This is a genomic window from Stakelama portus, from assembly GCF_003171655.1.
Classification (GTDB): domain Bacteria; phylum Pseudomonadota; class Alphaproteobacteria; order Sphingomonadales; family Sphingomonadaceae; genus Sphingomonas; species Sphingomonas portus.
Genome location: NZ_QFZL01000001.1, coordinates 1013406 through 1028116, shown reverse-complemented (window position 1 = coordinate 1028116; position 14711 = coordinate 1013406). Strand labels below are relative to the sequence as shown.

Annotated in this window: 19 protein-coding genes; 15 read left to right on the top strand and 4 right to left on the bottom strand. The window is 62.7% G+C overall.

Features of this window, described 5'->3' with window-relative positions; genetic code table 11:
• The first annotated feature begins 115 nt into the window (after window positions 1–115).
• The 6 genes from ffh to DKB74_RS18855 all read left to right on the top strand — a co-directional run bounded on the left by ffh (window position 116) and on the right by DKB74_RS18855 (window position 5429).
• A complete protein-coding gene (gene ffh / locus DKB74_RS04840; RefSeq protein ID WP_109806913.1) occupies window positions 116–1600 on the top strand; it encodes a signal recognition particle protein in 1485 nt (494 codons plus the stop codon).
• 118 nt (window positions 1601–1718) lie between these two features.
• Window positions 1719–2219 (top strand): 30S ribosomal protein S16, encoded by a 501-nt coding sequence (rpsP, locus tag DKB74_RS04835; protein ID WP_109806912.1) that lies wholly within the window; start codon window positions 1719–1721, stop codon window positions 2217–2219.
• Window positions 2220–2222: 3 nt separating this feature from the next.
• Entirely contained in the window at window positions 2223–2699 is a 477-nt protein-coding gene (gene rimM, locus DKB74_RS04830) for a ribosome maturation factor RimM (RefSeq protein WP_109806911.1), read from the top strand.
• Window positions 2696–3430: a metallophosphoesterase family protein gene (locus tag DKB74_RS04825; protein ID WP_239987371.1), complete on the top strand. Its 735-nt coding sequence runs from the start codon at window positions 2696–2698 to the stop codon at window positions 3428–3430. Before rimM ends, DKB74_RS04825 begins: the two co-directional genes overlap by 4 nt.
• A gap of 357 nt (window positions 3431–3787) precedes the next feature.
• Complete coding sequence (locus DKB74_RS18860; protein WP_164497903.1) at window positions 3788–4612, top strand: glycine/sarcosine N-methyltransferase; 825 nt, start codon at window positions 3788–3790, stop codon at window positions 4610–4612.
• Complete coding sequence (locus DKB74_RS18855) at window positions 4602–5429, top strand: class I SAM-dependent methyltransferase (RefSeq protein ID WP_164497902.1); 828 nt, start codon at window positions 4602–4604, stop codon at window positions 5427–5429. Before DKB74_RS18860 ends, DKB74_RS18855 begins: the two co-directional genes overlap by 11 nt.
• Window positions 5430–5460: 31 nt before the next feature.
• Here the strand turns inward: DKB74_RS18855 and DKB74_RS04815 are convergent, their stop codons facing one another.
• Window positions 5461–6366 carry an NAD(P)/FAD-dependent oxidoreductase gene (locus DKB74_RS04815; protein WP_109806909.1) on the bottom strand — a complete coding sequence of 302 codons (906 nt, stop codon included), beginning with the start codon at window positions 6364–6366 and terminating at the stop codon, window positions 5461–5463.
• Between the two features lie 59 nt (window positions 6367–6425).
• Here DKB74_RS04815 and DKB74_RS04810 point away from each other — a divergent pair, with 59 nt between their 5' ends.
• The 3 genes from DKB74_RS04810 (at window position 6426) to rplS (ending at window position 8001) form a co-directional block, all read left to right on the top strand.
• Window positions 6426–6812, top strand: a complete 387-nt coding sequence (locus DKB74_RS04810; RefSeq protein ID WP_109806908.1) for a PIN domain-containing protein — start codon at window positions 6426–6428, stop codon at window positions 6810–6812.
• Window positions 6813–6876: 64 nt separating this feature from the next.
• Window positions 6877–7599: a tRNA (guanosine(37)-N1)-methyltransferase TrmD gene (gene trmD, locus DKB74_RS04805; RefSeq protein ID WP_109806907.1), complete on the top strand. Its 723-nt coding sequence runs from the start codon at window positions 6877–6879 to the stop codon at window positions 7597–7599.
• A gap of 12 nt (window positions 7600–7611) precedes the next feature.
• Window positions 7612–8001, top strand: a complete 390-nt coding sequence (rplS, locus tag DKB74_RS04800; RefSeq protein WP_109806906.1) for a 50S ribosomal protein L19 — start codon at window positions 7612–7614, stop codon at window positions 7999–8001.
• A 68-nt stretch (window positions 8002–8069) separates the two neighbouring features.
• On the opposite strand, the gene DKB74_RS18765 is transcribed toward rplS, so the two are convergent.
• Window positions 8070–8522 (bottom strand): PA2169 family four-helix-bundle protein, encoded by a 453-nt coding sequence (locus DKB74_RS18765; RefSeq protein WP_161956795.1) that lies wholly within the window; start codon window positions 8520–8522, stop codon window positions 8070–8072.
• 189 nt (window positions 8523–8711) lie between these two features.
• Here DKB74_RS18765 and DKB74_RS04790 point away from each other — a divergent pair, with 189 nt between their 5' ends.
• Window positions 8712–9440, top strand: a complete 729-nt coding sequence (locus DKB74_RS04790; RefSeq protein WP_109806905.1) for a phosphatidylserine decarboxylase — start codon at window positions 8712–8714, stop codon at window positions 9438–9440.
• 43 nt (window positions 9441–9483) lie between these two features.
• On the opposite strand, the gene DKB74_RS04785 is transcribed toward DKB74_RS04790, so the two are convergent.
• The gene (locus DKB74_RS04785) at window positions 9484–9702 is read right to left on the bottom strand and encodes a hypothetical protein (protein WP_109806904.1); all 219 of its coding nucleotides are present in this window, start codon (window positions 9700–9702) and stop codon (window positions 9484–9486) included.
• Window positions 9703–9972: 270 nt separating this feature from the next.
• Here DKB74_RS04785 and rpsB point away from each other — a divergent pair, with 270 nt between their 5' ends.
• Window positions 9973–10794 carry a 30S ribosomal protein S2 gene (gene rpsB / locus DKB74_RS04780; RefSeq protein ID WP_109806903.1) on the top strand — a complete coding sequence of 274 codons (822 nt, stop codon included), beginning with the start codon at window positions 9973–9975 and terminating at the stop codon, window positions 10792–10794.
• Between the two features lie 166 nt (window positions 10795–10960).
• Complete coding sequence (gene tsf / locus DKB74_RS04775) at window positions 10961–11890, top strand: translation elongation factor Ts (protein ID WP_109807132.1); 930 nt, start codon at window positions 10961–10963, stop codon at window positions 11888–11890.
• 72 nt (window positions 11891–11962) lie between these two features.
• Here the strand turns inward: tsf and DKB74_RS04770 are convergent, their stop codons facing one another.
• Window positions 11963–12349 carry a hypothetical protein gene (locus DKB74_RS04770; RefSeq protein WP_145960900.1) on the bottom strand — a complete coding sequence of 129 codons (387 nt, stop codon included), beginning with the start codon at window positions 12347–12349 and terminating at the stop codon, window positions 11963–11965.
• Between the two features lie 178 nt (window positions 12350–12527).
• Here DKB74_RS04770 and pyrH point away from each other — a divergent pair, with 178 nt between their 5' ends.
• The 3 genes from pyrH to DKB74_RS04755 all read left to right on the top strand — a co-directional run bounded on the left by pyrH (window position 12528) and on the right by DKB74_RS04755 (window position 14698).
• On the top strand, window positions 12528–13265 hold the full coding sequence (gene pyrH, locus DKB74_RS04765) for a UMP kinase (RefSeq protein WP_109806901.1): 738 nt from the start codon (window positions 12528–12530) through the stop codon (window positions 13263–13265).
• A 16-nt stretch (window positions 13266–13281) separates the two neighbouring features.
• Window positions 13282–13839, top strand: coding sequence for a ribosome recycling factor (gene frr / locus DKB74_RS04760; protein ID WP_109806900.1), 558 nt, complete (start codon window positions 13282–13284; stop codon window positions 13837–13839).
• A 118-nt stretch (window positions 13840–13957) separates the two neighbouring features.
• Complete coding sequence (locus DKB74_RS04755; protein ID WP_109806899.1) at window positions 13958–14698, top strand: isoprenyl transferase; 741 nt, start codon at window positions 13958–13960, stop codon at window positions 14696–14698.
• Window positions 14699–14711 lie beyond the last annotated feature (13 nt).

Genomic DNA, 14711 nt, shown 5'->3' with positions numbered 1-14711 from the left:
TCCCTGGGAATGTGCACATCGTGCCCGAGTGCGGGTGACGCTGGCCGACGAGGTTTCGTCCGCCGGCGTTTTGTGCGTTTTCGTCAGGTCGGCCTGAATTTGGAGTGATTGTGTCATGTTCGATAGTCTGAGCGAACGGCTTGGCGGCGTTTTCGACCGTCTGCGCAGCCGTGGCGCGCTGACCGAGGCCGATGTCCGCACCGCGATGCGCGAAGTGCGGGTCGCGCTGCTCGAAGCGGACGTGGCGCTGCCGGTTGCCCGCAAGTTCGTCGATGAAGTGACCGAAGCGGCGATCGGCCAGAATGTTTTGCGTTCGGTGACTCCGGGCCAGCAGGTCGTGAAGATCGTTCACGACGCGCTGGTCGCCATGCTGGGCCCCGATACGGCCGAGCTGGAAATCGACGTGACGCCGCCGGCCGTCATCATGCTCGTCGGCCTTCAGGGGTCGGGCAAGACGACCACCACCGCCAAGCTTGCCAAGTTGCTCAAGAAGCAGGGCAAGAAGGCGATGATGGCTTCGCTCGACGTCAATCGTCCGGCCGCGCAGGAACAGCTGGCGGTGCTCGGCGAACAGACCGAAGTCACCACGCTGCCGATCGTCAAGGGGCAGCAGCCGGTCGAAATCGCCAAGCGGGCACTGCAATCGGCCAAGCTGCAGGGCTTTGACGTCGTGATGCTCGACACGGCGGGCCGTCTCCACGTCGATCAGGCGCTGATGGAGGAAATGAAGGCGGTTGCCGACATTTCCCGGCCGCAGGAAATCCTGCTCGTCGTCGACAGCCTGACCGGCCAGGACGCAGTCAATGTCGCGCAGAACTTCTCTGAGCAGGTGCCGCTGACCGGCGTGATCCTGACCCGGATGGACGGCGACGCGCGCGGCGGTGCGGCGCTGTCGATGCGGTCGGTGACCGGCAAGCCGATCAAATTTGCCGGTGTCGGCGAAAAGCTCGATGCGATCGAGCCGTTCCACCCCAAGCGCGTCGCGGGTCGCATCCTGGGCATGGGCGACGTCGTGTCGCTGGTCGAGAAAGCCGCCCAGTCGATCGAGCAGGAAGATGCCGAGCGCATGGCGCAGCGGCTCGCCAAGGGGAAGTTCGACATGAACGACCTCCGCTCGCAGCTGGCGCAGATGCGCAACATGGGCGGACTTGGCGCGCTGGCGGGGATGATCCCCGGCATGAAGAAGGCGCAGCAGGCGATGGCCAATGGCGCGGTCGACGAGCGGGTGTTGTTGCGCATGGACGCGATGATCACGTCGATGACGCCGAAGGAGCGCGCCAAGCCCGAACTGCTCAACGCCAAGCGCAAGATCCGGATCGCCAAGGGCAGCGGCACCACCGTTCAGGACGTCAACAAGCTCATCAAGATGCATCAGGAGATGCAGACGGCGATGAAGAAGCTCAAGAAGATGGGCGGCCTCAAGGGCCTGATGGCGATGATGGGCAAGGGCGGTCCCGCTGGCGGCATGGGCGGCGTTGGCAATGCCCTGGGCGGTCCCGAAATGGGCGACATGATGGGCAAGCTGGGCGGCGGCATGCCCGGCCTTCCCGGTGGGCAGAAACTGCCTCCCGGTTTCGAGAATCTGATGAAGAAGAAATGAGTTTCGTCGCCCCTGCGGAGGCAGGGGCCCGTGTCTCTCGCGACTGAGGGGCGGCGATTATTGGAAGAGCGATAGGCTCCCGCCTCCGCGGGAGCGACGGAAGAAAAGAGAGAATATCATGGCAGTTAGCATGCGTCTGTCGCGCGGCGGTTCGAAGAAGCGCCCCTATTACCGGATCGTGATCGCCGACGCGCGCAGCCCGCGCGACGGCAGCTTCATCGAGAAGATCGGCACCTATAACCCGCTGCTCGCCAAGGATGACGAAAAGCGCGTCGTTCTGGACGGTGAGCGTGCCAAGCATTGGCTGAGCGTCGGTGCGCAGCCGACCGACCGTGTCGCTCGCTTCCTCGACGCCGCCGGCATCAAGGAGCGCGCCGCGCGCAACAACCCGAACAAGGCCGAACCGGGCGAAAAGGCCAAGGAACGCGCCGAAGAGCGCGCCGAAAAGGCGAAGGCAGCCGAGGAAGCGGCAGCCGAAGCAGCGGCAGCGCCCGCCGAAGTGACCGAAGCCGAGGAAGTGATCGCGGCCGAAGTCGAAGCGGCGACCGAAGACGCCACGCCGGAAGCCGAGCAGGTCGCCGAAGCGACTGCCGAAGAGACTCCCCCGGCCGAGGGCTGATCCTTGCCGAACGACAAGCCCGTCACGCTCGCCGTCATCATCGGCGCGCACGGCGTGACGGGCGAGGTCCGCCTCAAGGTCTTTGCCGAAGACCTGGACGCCTATCGGGCGTTCAATTCGGGATCCCTCACGCTCAAATCGCTGCGTGAGGGCCCGAACGGCGCGATTGCGCGCTTCGCCGAAATAAAGGACCGCAATGCGGCCGAGGCGATGCGCGGCACCGAACTGACCGTGCCGCGATCCGCGCTGCCTCCGCTGGGCGAAGGCGAATATTATCATGTCGACCTGCTCGGCCTGCCCGCGATTTCCGATGGCGGCGAAACGCTGGGCACCGTGATCGCGGTCGACAATTACGGCGCGGGCGATGTGCTGGAGATCGAGCGGCCCGACGGCAAGCGCTTCATGGTGCCGATGAACGCCGAGGCGGTGCCCGAATGGGATGCTGACCGGCTGATCGTTGCGGCGGCATTCGCCGCGTGAAGCGGTTCGCCGTCTTCAGCGACATTCACGGAAATCTGCCGGCGCTCAAAGCGTGCCATGCCGATGCACTGGCGCAGGGATGCGACACGTTTCTCAATCTTGGCGACATTCTCTCAGGCCCGCTCTGGCCCGCCGAAACCGCCGAATGGCTGATGGCGCGCAACTGGCCGACGATCGCCGGCAATCACGAACGGCAGGTGCTGACGCTGCCGCACGAGCGGATGGGCGAGACCGACCGGCTGACGCGCAGCCTGTTGGACGAAACGCAGCTTTGCTGGATCGATTCGCTGCCGGAGACGCTGGCGTTGCCGGGACTTTTCCTGTGTCACGGCACGCCGGAAAGCGACATCACCCATTTCCTGTTCGATGTTGTTGACGGGCGACTGATCGAAGCACGCGAAGGCGAGATTGCCGGGCGGCTCGGCACGGTGGATGTACCGCTGACGCTGTGCGGACATACGCATGTCGCACGCACGGTCACGCTGGCTGATGGTCGCCGGGTGGCCAATGCGGGCAGCGTCGGGCTGCAGGCATATTCGGACGATCAGCCCGAACCCTATATCGTCGAAAATGGCGATCCGCAGGCGCGCTATCTGGTGGTCGAACCTGACCGGATCGACGTGCGGTCGATCGCCTATGATTGTCGCGCAGCCGCCGATCGCGCTGCGGCGCTCGGCCGTCCGGACTGGGCGCATGCGCTGATGACTGGTCACGTACCGCTCACGCGCTGAAGTTTCCTGCCAATTTCGTTATTTATAACCTGCGAATCGCGTGGTGATTTCAAAGATACTGTGTCGATCGCCGACCCATCACATATTTAATGCTGTTTCATGCCTGCTTGTTATTGAAAATATAATGTAAGATAATGGTCACATTATATCGCCGCTGTCTCCAACGCGATACCTTGGCGCTGATGGTTCGATCATCCATTGATGCCTTTGCATATCAGCAAGGCGACGATGTTTGCTTTCGAAGCCTATTCCTGTTCTAATGTGCGGGCAATTCCACAGGACTCGCCGCGCGCTTCCCATGCGCTCGCCTCGATAGGGGGTGTTTCCGTGCGAGCCCGCGCAAATTGAGGGGACAGGATGAATCAGACGCAGAACGGCGTTTTCGCGCCCGAAAAAACGCAGGATTACGGCGACGATCCGGTCGCTGTCCGCGATACCGACACCTATACGGGCGAATATGTCCGCGGTTTCGTGGAGAAGTGGGACGAACTGATCGATTGGGAAGCCCGCGCAAAGAGCGAAGGACAGTTCTTCATCGATGTGCTCAAGGCACGCGGCAAGAAGAGCGTGCTCGACGTATCGACCGGCACCGGATTTCACTCGGTCCAGCTGCTCAAGGCCGGGTTCGACGTCACCTCTGCGGATGGCTCTGCCGAAATGCTCGCCAAGGCGTTCAAGAATGCGATGGACGAGGGGCTGATGCTCAAGACCGTCCATGCCGACTGGCGCTGGCTGAACCGGGATGTCCATGGCAAATATGACGCGATTATCTGCCTCGGCAACAGCTTCACCCATTTGTTCGACGAGAATGACCGTCGCCGGGCGCTCGCGGAATTCTATGCCGCGCTGAAGCATGACGGCATCCTGATCCTCGACCAGCGCAATTATGACCGCATTCTCGACGAAGGGTTCGATACCAAGCACAAATATTATTATTGCGGCGACCAGGTCACGGCTGAGCCGGAATATGTCGACGAGACGCTGACGCGGTTCAAATACAGCTTTCCCGACGGGTCGGATTATTATCTGAACATGTGCCCGATCCGGAAGGATTATATCCGTGGCCTGCTGCGCGACGTCGGCTTTCAGCAGGTACACAGCTATGGCGACTTCCAGGAGGAAGGCGAGGAAAAGGCGCCGGACTTCTTCATCCACCTGGCGGAGAAAAGCTATGACGGTTGATGCCGGGGTAGCGACCGCGCGCGATTATTATGACAGCGCCGATGCGGATGATTTCTATCACACCATCTGGGGCGGCGAGGACATCCATGTCGGCCTGTATGGCGAGACGCAGGATATCCGTACCGCCAGCCGCAGGACCGTCGATCATATGGCGGCGCGGCTCGGCGATCTATCGGGGAAGAAGATTCTCGACATCGGCGCTGGTTACGGCGGCGGTGCACGTCGGCTGGTGTCGCAGCATGGGGCAGGGCATGTCACTTGCCTCAACATCGCCCCGCGCGAGAATGACCGGAACCGCGAGCTAACCGGTGCTGCGGGGCTGAACGACCGGATCGATGTGGTTGACGGGTCGTTCGATGATCTGCCGTTCGATGCCGACAGTTTCGATATCGTGTGGAGCCAAGACGCGATCCTGCACGCGCCCGATCGTAAGGCGGTGCTCGACGAAGTTGCGCGCGTGTTGAAACCGGGCGGGGAATTTCTGTTCACCGATCCGATGCAGGCCGACGGGCTGACCGACACGTCGGATCTTCAGCCGATCTATGACCGCATCCATTTGCCCGATCTGGCGTCGTTCGCATTCTATCGCGAGGAACTGGGCAAGCGCGGTTTCGATGTGGTCGAGATCGAAAATCACACGCCGCAGCTCGCCAATCATTATGGCCGGGTTGCCGAAGAGCTGGACGCGCGCCGCGACGAAGTGAAGGCGAGTGATGCGTTCGTCGACCGGATGCTCAAGGGGCTGTCCTATTGGGTCGAAGGCGGCCGGGCGGGCAAGCTCGCGTGGGGCATCATGCATTTCCGCAAACGCGGCTGAGCCGGGCGGAAGTTGGGACAAAGCGCCCGGTTCAACGCCGGATCGGGCGCTGCTCCGCCAGCATGTTGCGGATCGACGTGGCCGCGACGCCGCCCTGACCCATCGCATGACTGATCTGGTCGAGCCCTTTGATGACGTCTCCTGCCGCAAACAGGCCGGGGATCGATGTGCGCTGATGGCTGTCGACCTTGAGGCAGCCGAGATCGTCGGCATCCGCGCCCGCCGCTACGGCAAGTTCCGAACGGATGCGTGAACCGAGCGCAGGATAGACGGTGTCGAAGACCATTCGCCCTGCAGCAGTGTCCAGGGCGATATGATCGTCTTCGATCGCCCATCCGCCGCAGGGGCCGTCGATCCGGGCGATTCCGGCGTCATCCAGCGCCGTTTGGCATTCGCGATCCAGTTCATGCGCGGCATCGGGGGCGATCAAGGTCACATCGGCCGAATAGCCGCGCAGAAACAGCGCCTCACGCATGCCATGGTTGCTGGTGCCGATCACGCCGATCCGCTTGTCGGTCACTTCATATCCGTCGCAGATCGGGCAGTAGCGAATCAGTCCGCACGCCAGCGCTTCGTCATGCAGCCGCTTGTCCATGTCGGGCCGGTGGTTCTCGACGCCGGTGGCGAGCAGAACCGACCGGGTCGACCATTCGTCATGTTCGGTTCGCACGCGGAAACCCGCGTCTATCGGTTCGATCCGCGTTACCCGATGTTCCTCGCGAAACGCTCCGAAATGCGCAGCCTGTTCGCGCATTCGGCGTAACAATTCAGTGCCCTTGATACCGTCGGGATAGCCGGCATGATTATGCGTGCGCGGGATCAGCGCGGCGCGGCTGGTGCCACAGTCGAACAGCCGGATCTTAAGGTGAAAGCGCGCGAGATAGATCGCGGCGGTCAATCCGGCCGGCCCGGCGCCGATGATGATGCAATCGTCCATGAAGAGCGCAAGCGTGCAGCGGGGCGACAGGTTCCCTCGACCGATGCTATCGCCGGGGGATGGCGAACGGCGACCTTCAATTCGTGCTGGATACCAGCGTGTGCATCCGGATTTTGCGCGGCGGGAGCAGGATCGTGCACCGTATCGAGCAGATGCCGGTGGGAGCGACTGCAATGTCTGCCATTACGCTCGCGGAACTGGCCGCTGGTCTTGCCCGGCGGCCTGGTGAGACCAGCAGCCAGATCGATGCCCTGATGGCCCGCGTGCCGGTACTGCCGTTCGATGTTGCGGCGGCGAAGGCGTTCCCCGCCGCCCGCGCGGCGCGCGGCAAGTTCGACCGGCTGATCGCTGCGCATGCACTGGCGCTCGATGTCACGCTCGCGACGACCAATGCACGCGATTTCCGCATCGTGACCGGCTTGCGGATCGCCGACTGGACGCACTGAAACGCGGCTTGCTATCGCCGTCATAACAACGCACTCCGCACGCCATTCATTCTCCGGGAAACCGATGCCTTTCGCTGCAACCATATTGACGCTGTATCCCGAGATGTTTCCCGGGCCGCTCGGTGTGTCGCTGGCGGGCAGGGCGCTGCGCGAGGGCAGTTGGTCGCTCGATGCGGTGCAGATTCGCGATTTCGCCACTGACAAGCATCGTTCGGTCGATGACACGCCGGCGGGCGGCGGGGCGGGGATGGTGCTGCGCGCCGATGTGCTCGCCGCCGCCGTCGACAGCGTCGCCGGTGACTGCCCGATCCTGGCGATGACGCCGCGCGGAACGCCGCTCACGCAACAGCGCGTTCGCGAAATCGCGCAGGGGCCGGGCGTATCGATCCTTTGTGGCCGGTTCGAAGGATTTGACGAGCGCTTGTTCGAGGCACGCGCGATCGAACCCGTCTCGATCGGCGACTATGTCCTCTCGGGCGGAGAAATGGGCGCGCTGGTGCTGCTTGATGCTTGCATTCGCCTGCTTCCCGGCGTAATGGGCGCGCCTTCAAGCGGAGATGACGAGAGCTTCGAAACGGGGCTGCTCGAATATCCGCAATATACCCGACCAGTAGAATGGGAAGGACGCACGATCCCCGAAGTGCTGCGATCGGGGGATCATGCGAAAATCGCGGCCTGGCGAAAGTCGATGGCTGAGCGAGATACACGGCTAAGGAGGCCGGACCTTTGGGAGCGCCATGAGGGCGCTCGGGTTCAGTCTCCCTCTGGTGCGCGGCGAGAAGATTAGGGACGAATTGAGATGAACCTCATTCAGACGATCGAAGCTGAACAGATCGCCAAGTTCAACGAGGCGAAGAAGATTCCGGAGTTCCGCGCCGGCGACACGTTGAAGATCGGCGTGAAGGTGGTTGAAGGCGAGCGCACCCGCGTCCAGAATTTCGAAGGCGTGTGCATCGCGCGTTCGAACAAGGGCATGGGTTCGAGCTTCACCGTGCGCAAGATTTCGTTCGGCGAAGGCGTCGAGCGCGTTTTCCCGCTCTATTCGCCGAACATCGACAGCATCGAAGTCGTCCGTCGCGGTGTCGTGCGTCGCGCCAAGCTCTATTATCTGCGCGGTCGCCGCGGCAAGTCGGCGCGTATCGCCGAGCGTCGCGATACCCGCCCGCAGGAAACCGAAGCGGCCGAATAAGCCGGGTTTCGAAGCGCGTTTAAAAGGGCGCGGAGGCGATGGCTTCCGCGCCCTTTTTGCATCTTGGTTCAGGCGGCTTCTTCCATCGCGTGTTTGATCGCGCTGACCCGGTCATGCCCGGCACGAACCGAGTCATAGCATCGCTCCATCACCGCCCGGGTTTCCGCCGAGACATGTTCGTCCTGCATCGCGCGTTCGAATTCTTGCTTCAGATAATCCTCGCCGCGCTCGATTTCGGATATCATCGCTTCGTCGCCGCCGCCGAGCACCCGCCGAAAAGCCTCGATCCGGCGATGGACCGTGCCGGCCAGCGAACCATATTCCGCAGGCGTGCCGCCGAGCGCGCGGCTTGCCTGTTGCAACTGGTCGAGCATTTCGAGGCGGTCCTGTGCCATTTCGGCGAAAAATGTAGCGTATCGCCCGGCATCGGCATGTTCGGACGAATATTCATAGCCGCGAATGCTGTCGACGGTGGTGACGATCAGATCGTCGAGCTTCGCGATATCGGTGTTGGTGGACATCGGCCTTACTCCTTGTAATGACTGAAGCTTCAACGATGCCGATGCGCGTCCGCTCCGGGGAAAGATGCCTAACCGAAGCTGAATCGGAGCAGGCGATGCGGCCCGGGTGCCGGTGCACGCCGCAATTCGCGTTTTCCGCATGTGCGTTGTGCGATTGTCGAGCCCGGCGGGGACCGCTAGACCCGCACCATGGACCGTCCCGATCGCCCAGAAACAAGCACGCATCCCGTCAAATGGCGTTTGCCGGAAGTCCATCCGGAAGGGCGCAAATATGTCCTGATCGCGGGTGTCCTGACGTTCTTCACGCTGCTGGTCTGGGATTTCTGGGTCTGGCCGATGTTGCTGCTGACGATCGGCGTGGCGGCGTTTTTCCGCGATCCGGTGCGTGTCGTGCCGCAGGGGGAGGGGCTGATCCTCGCGCCGGCGGACGGGCAGGTGACGATGGTCGAACGCGTGGCGCTACCGTCCGATCTGGTCGGCGCTTCCGGGATGGGATCAGCGTCGCTGGTGCGCGTGTCGATCCAGATGACGCTGTTCGACGTGCATGTGAACCGCACTCCGATCGGCGGCACCGTGCGCCAGGTCATTTATGTATCCGGGAAATTCCTCAACACCGAACTCGACAAGGCGAGCGAGGAGAATGAGCGCCAGCATATCGTGGTCGAAGACCGCGACGGCATGCGTGTGGCGATCACTCAGATCGCCGGTTTCGTATCCCGGCGGATCGTTTCGTTCGTAAAGCCGGGCGACATGATCGTCGCGGGTCAGCGGATCGGCCTGATCCGGTTCGGAAGCCGCGTCGACATCTATCTGCCCGACGAATTGACCTGTCAGGTTGCGCCCGGGCAGCGTTGCGTTGCCGGCGAAACCATTGTCGCGCGGCGCGGCGCTTCACCGGTTACGGGCGTCGCCCAGTAACAGGCCGGCGCGGCGATCCGGTCGCCCGATTCGAAAATTCGCGTCAGGCCGCAGCGCGTGCACGGCTGTGCGAAGCGGTAATGCGCACATCGCATGTCCGGCGCGAAGGCCGGGGACGCGGCGGCAGTGCATCGATCGCCAGCGGACCATGCGCCAACAGGAAGCGGATGCGCTCCATTTTCGGCAGGACGCTCGCTGCTACTGCCCAGATGCTGAAACCGAACACAGTGGCGAAGAAGGCATAGCCAAGAACAGCGCTCATTTTCCGATCCCCATATCCTGTCCGACCGCCAAAGCCGCCGGTATCGCGTCGCATCCGTTTGTGGTATGTTCCACAAAGTCGCGTTACAATCCCGTTATGTTCCACCGATGTTCCATCGTCAAGTAGTGAATTTGGGTTGATCGAATGTGGCCTTTGGGCTAAGCGCGCGCCCTCAACCCGCATGGGAAGCACATAACCCGGTGCTCCACCGGTGCCTTTGCGCACATGGAGTCATCGCTTCCCAGAGGATCAACCGGAAGGAGACTATCCATGGCGGCACCCGTCGTCACGATGCAGCAGCTGCTCGAATCTGGCGCCCATTTCGGCCACCAGACCCACCGCTGGAACCCGAAGATGAAGCCTTACATCTTCGGCGACCGCAACGGCATCCACATCATCGACCTCAGCCAGACCGTGCCGCTTTTCGCGCGCGCGCTGGACTTCATCAATGCGACCGTCGCCGGTGGCGGCAAGGTGCTGTTCGTCGGCACCAAACGCCAGGCGCAGGAGCCGATCGCCGATGCCGCCCGCAAGTCGGGCCAGCATTTCGTCAACCACCGCTGGCTGGGCGGCATGCTCACCAACTGGAAGACGATTTCGCAGTCGATTCGCCGCATGAAGACGCTAGAGGAAACGCTGTCGGGCGATACCCACGGCCTGACCAAGAAGGAAATCCTCAACCTGACGCGTGAGCGCGACAAGCTGGAACTCAGCCTGGGCGGCATTCGCGACATGGGCGGCATTCCCGACATCATGTTCGTGATCGACGCCAACAAGGAAGAGCTGGCGATCAAGGAAGCCAACACGCTGGGCATTCCCGTCGTTGCGATCCTCGATTCGAACGTGTCGCCGGACGGCATCGCCTTCCCGGTCCCGGCGAACGACGATGCGAGCCGCGCGATCCGCCTTTACTGCGAAGCCGCTGCGATCGCCGCGACTCGCGGTGGTCAGGATGCGATGGCTTCGAGCGGCACCGATCTGGGCGCGATGGCCGAACCCCCGGTCGAGGAAGCTGTCAGCGAGCCGGAAACGCCCGCCGCTTCGACCGAACCCGGCACTGCCGAGGAAGGCGAGCGTCAGATCGACGCCTGAGGGCGCTTCGACACGCATTCACCCGTTTGTGCCGGCCTGTCGAAGCACTGTCTTGCTCTTGTAACGAAGAGGCAGGACGGGGCCTCGACAAGCCCGGTGCAAACGGGTTGCCGTTTTTGAACATTGGCCGCGCATCGCCGTGGCTGGATTGCTGAAGGAAAAGAACATGGCCGAGATCACCGCTGCCGCCGTCAAGGAACTGCGCGAGCGTTCCGGCGCGGGCATGATGGATTGCAAGAAGGCGCTGTCGGAAAATGGCGGCGACATGGAAGCCGCTGTCGATTGGCTGCGTACCAAGGGCCTTGCCGCCGCCGCCAAGAAGTCGAGCCGCACCGCCGCCGAAGGTCTGGTGGGCGTCGCGGTTGCCGGCACCAAGGGTGCCGCGGTCGAAGTCAATTCGGAAACCGATTTCGTCGCCAAGAACGACCAGTTCCAGGCGTTCGTCCGTGAAGTGACCGAAGTCGCGCTGGAAGCCGGCGACAACATCGACGCGATTAAGGGCGCGAAGCTGGGTTCGGGCAAGACCGTCGAGGAAGCGCTGACCAACAACATCGCGACGATCGGCGAGAACCAGTCGATCCGCCGTGCCAAGCGGCTCGAAGTGTCGCAGGGCGCGGTGATCCCGTATGTCCACAATGCCGCGGCGCCGGGCCTCGGCAAGATCGGCGTGCTCGTCGCGCTCGAATCGGACGCGGGCGTCGATGTTCTCGAACCGCTCGGCAAGCAGCTGGCGATGCACATCGCCGCCGCGTTCCCGCTCGCGCTCAACGCCGACGACCTGGATCAGGACGTCATCGCGCGCGAACGCGCCGTGGCGCATGAAAAGGCAGCCGAAAGCGGCAAGCCGGCCGAGATCGTCGAAAAGATGGTCGATGGCGCGGTGAAGAAGTTCGCCAAGGAAAATGCGCTGCTGAGCCAGCTGTTCGTCATGGACAACAAGACGCCGATCGCCGACGTCGTTGCCAAGGCGGGCAAGGATGCGGGCACGACGATCGTGCTCAAGGACTATGTCCGCTTCCAGCTCGGCGAAGGCATCGAGAAGGAAGAGAGCGACTTCGCTGCCGAAGTCGCCGCGACGGCAGGCATCAAGAAGTAAGCCTGTTTCCGTTGTAAGTTCAGGAGCGCGGTCACCACCCGGTGGCCGCGCTTCTTTTTTCCTCGGCGTGCGTCAGTCGCGGGAGCCGCTGCGCGCGGCGATCAGATCGTCGCGCAGCAGCGCGACGCGCGTCCGCAATTCGGCGAGTTCCGGGGCGCTGAGACCGCCATCGCGAAACCGGCGTTCCATGCCGGCGATCGCATGGCCCTGTCGGCGTAGCTCGCGTGCCTCGCGGCGGGAAAGCTGCCCGCTATTGCGTCCATCGCGAATGTCGGAGCGAATCTGCAGCAGATCGGCGCCCACACCGGTTTCGATCCTGAGTGCAGCAGGTTCCGAATGGGGATTGTCCCAGATCGGCGGCGCGCTGGCGCGCGACACCTGCGCTCCGGAATAGATTTGCGCGGACGCGGGCGCGGCAAAACAGGCGCTGGCAAACAGGGCGAAAGCAATCGGGCGCATCAACGGCTCCTCGCGCAACAGGCCGCCGGAAGCGTGGCGACGCAAAAGCCTAGCAGATTTGATGACAAACGTAACTTGTTCGCGTGCAATCGGGTTTCTGCGCTTGGAATCGCAATGGCGCGCCTCTAAGGTCCGCGCCGCTTACCCCCGGCAATTCTAATCCAGAGACGGCGCCTGCATGACTCTTTCCCGCATGAAACGCATCCTGCTCAAATTGTCGGGCGAAGTCCTGATGGGGCAGGGGCAGTTCGGCATCGATCCCGAAACCTGCGACCGTGTTGCGCAGGAAGTGAAGCAGGCAAAGGATAGCGGGCTCGAAATCTGCATGGTCGTGGGCGGCGGGAACATCTTCCGTGGCCTTGCCGGTGCCGCTCAGGGATTCGATCGCGCCTCGGCCGATTATATGGGCATGCTGGCGACGGTGATGAACGCACTGGCAATGCAGAATGCACTCGAAAAGATCGGCGTCCAGACGCGTGTCCAGTCGGCGATTCCGATGGCGAGCGTGTGCGAACCCTATATCCGCCGCCGCGCGGAGCGGCACATGGAGAAGGGCCGGGTGGTGCTGTTTGCAGCAGGCACGGGTCTTCCGTTCTTTACAACCGACACGACCGCAGCGTTGCGGGCGGCGGAAATGAATTGCGATGCGCTGTTCAAGGGGACCAGCGTCGACGGCGTCTATAATGCCGACCCCAAGAAGGTGCCGACCGCCGAGCGGTACGAAACGCTGAGTTTCGACCGTGTGCTTGCCGACAATCTGCGCGTCATGGATGCCAGCGCGGTGGCATTGTGCCGCGACAACAATATTCCGATCGTCGTGTTCAATATCCGCGAAGCGGGCAATCTCGCCGCGGTGCTGAACGGCGAAGGCGTTTCGACGGTGGTTCGGAACGAAGAAGAACTCACGAACGCATAGGACAGAGGGACTGAAAATGGCCGCATATGACAAGGCCGATCTCGAGCGCCGCATGAACGGTGCGGTCGAGGCGCTGAAACATGATCTTGCCGGCCTGCGCACGGGCCGTGCGTCGGTGACTTTGCTCGATCCGGTGACCGTCGAAGTATATGGCGCGCAGATGCCGCTCAATCAGGTGGCGACCGTTTCGGCGCCCGAACCGCGCCTGCTTTCGGTTCAGGTATGGGACAAGTCGAATGTCGGCCCGGTCGACAAGGCGATCCGATCGGCGGGACTGGGCCTCAATCCGATTGTCGATGGACAGACGCTGCGGCTGCCGATCCCGGACCTGACCGAGGAACGCCGCAAGGAACTCGCCAAGCTTGCCGGGCAATATGCCGAAAAGGCGCGGATCGCCGTGCGCAATGTGCGCCGCGACGGCAATGACAGCCTGAAGGCCGACGAAAAGAAGAGCGAGATCAGCGAAGACGAGCGCAAGCGGATGGAAACCGAAGTGCAGAAGCTGACCGATAGCATGATCGGTGAGATCGACAGCGTTTCGGCGAACAAGGAAAAGGAAATCCTGGGCAAGTGACGCCCGCGGGCATCGCGAAATTCCGGATTGCGCTGTTTCCGGGATACGCGTCTATAGTCCGGATTCCCTGGCAAGAGGTCGCCGTGCACGCACCATTCCCGCACGAACGGACGGAAGGATGAAAGTGGCCGCGCAACAACCCGCGCCCCTTTCCGGTGCGCCGGGCGTGCCCCGGCACGTTGCCATCATCATGGATGGCAACGGACGCTGGGCAAAGGCGCGTCGGCTGCCGCGTATCGCCGGGCATAAACAGGGTGTCGAGGCGGTTCGCCGTGTCGCGCGCGCGGCACGCGAGCTCGGGATCGAAGCACTGACGCTCTACGCCTTTTCGTCCGAAAACTGGCGCCGTCCCGAAACCGAAGTTCGCGACCTGATGGGCCTGCTGCGCCATTTTCTGGCGAGCGAGCTCGACGAACTGATTTCGGAAGGCGTGATCCTGCGCGTTATCGGCGATTATACGAAAATGGCGCCCGATCTGGTCAGGATGATCGACGACGCGGTGGCGCGCACGGCGGGAAATCCCGGGCCCGTGCTGGTCATCGCGCTCAACTATGGATCGCAGGCGGAGATCGTCGCGGCGGCGCGCACGCTGGCACGCGACGTGGCGGATGGCACGCTTGCCCCCGACGCGATCGATGAGGCGCGATTTGCCGGGGCGCTCGCGACGCGCGATTTGCCGCCTCTCGATCTCATGATCCGCACCTCCGGCGAACAGCGGCTGTCGAACTTCCTGCTTTGGCAGGCGGCCTATGCCGAACTCGTTTTCGTCGACACGCTCTGGCCGGATTTCGACGGGAAATGTCTTGCTGCGGCGCTGGAGCAATATGGCATGCGCGAACGTCGCTTCGGGGGCTTGTGAGCTGGAGTCCGAA

Bases quoted from the DNA above. Each gene is read 5' to 3' on its own strand.
- ffh (WP_109806913.1), top strand. From the start codon at position 116: ATGTTCGATAGTCTGAGCGAACGGCTTGGCGGCGTTTTCGACCGTCTG.
- rpsP (WP_109806912.1), top strand. From the start codon at position 1,719: ATGGCAGTTAGCATGCGTCTGTCGCGCGGCGGTTCGAAGAAGCGCCCC.
- DKB74_RS18860 (WP_164497903.1), top strand. From the start codon at position 3,788: ATGAATCAGACGCAGAACGGCGTTTTCGCGCCCGAAAAAACGCAGGAT.
- DKB74_RS18855 (WP_164497902.1), top strand. From the start codon at position 4,602: ATGACGGTTGATGCCGGGGTAGCGACCGCGCGCGATTATTATGACAGC.
- DKB74_RS04815 (WP_109806909.1), bottom strand. From the start codon at position 6,366: ATGGACGATTGCATCATCATCGGCGCCGGGCCGGCCGGATTGACCGCC.
- DKB74_RS04810 (WP_109806908.1), top strand. From the start codon at position 6,426: ATGGCGAACGGCGACCTTCAATTCGTGCTGGATACCAGCGTGTGCATC.
- trmD (WP_109806907.1), top strand. From the start codon at position 6,877: ATGCCTTTCGCTGCAACCATATTGACGCTGTATCCCGAGATGTTTCCC.
- rplS (WP_109806906.1), top strand. From the start codon at position 7,612: ATGAACCTCATTCAGACGATCGAAGCTGAACAGATCGCCAAGTTCAAC.
- DKB74_RS18765 (WP_161956795.1), bottom strand. From the start codon at position 8,522: ATGTCCACCAACACCGATATCGCGAAGCTCGACGATCTGATCGTCACC.
- DKB74_RS04790 (WP_109806905.1), top strand. From the start codon at position 8,712: ATGGACCGTCCCGATCGCCCAGAAACAAGCACGCATCCCGTCAAATGG.
- DKB74_RS04785 (WP_109806904.1), bottom strand. From the start codon at position 9,702: ATGAGCGCTGTTCTTGGCTATGCCTTCTTCGCCACTGTGTTCGGTTTC.
- rpsB (WP_109806903.1), top strand. From the start codon at position 9,973: ATGGCGGCACCCGTCGTCACGATGCAGCAGCTGCTCGAATCTGGCGCC.
- tsf (WP_109807132.1), top strand. From the start codon at position 10,961: ATGGCCGAGATCACCGCTGCCGCCGTCAAGGAACTGCGCGAGCGTTCC.
- DKB74_RS04770 (WP_145960900.1), bottom strand. From the start codon at position 12,349: ATGCGCCCGATTGCTTTCGCCCTGTTTGCCAGCGCCTGTTTTGCCGCG.
- pyrH (WP_109806901.1), top strand. From the start codon at position 12,528: ATGACTCTTTCCCGCATGAAACGCATCCTGCTCAAATTGTCGGGCGAA.
- frr (WP_109806900.1), top strand. From the start codon at position 13,282: ATGGCCGCATATGACAAGGCCGATCTCGAGCGCCGCATGAACGGTGCG.
- DKB74_RS04755 (WP_109806899.1), top strand. From the start codon at position 13,958: ATGAAAGTGGCCGCGCAACAACCCGCGCCCCTTTCCGGTGCGCCGGGC.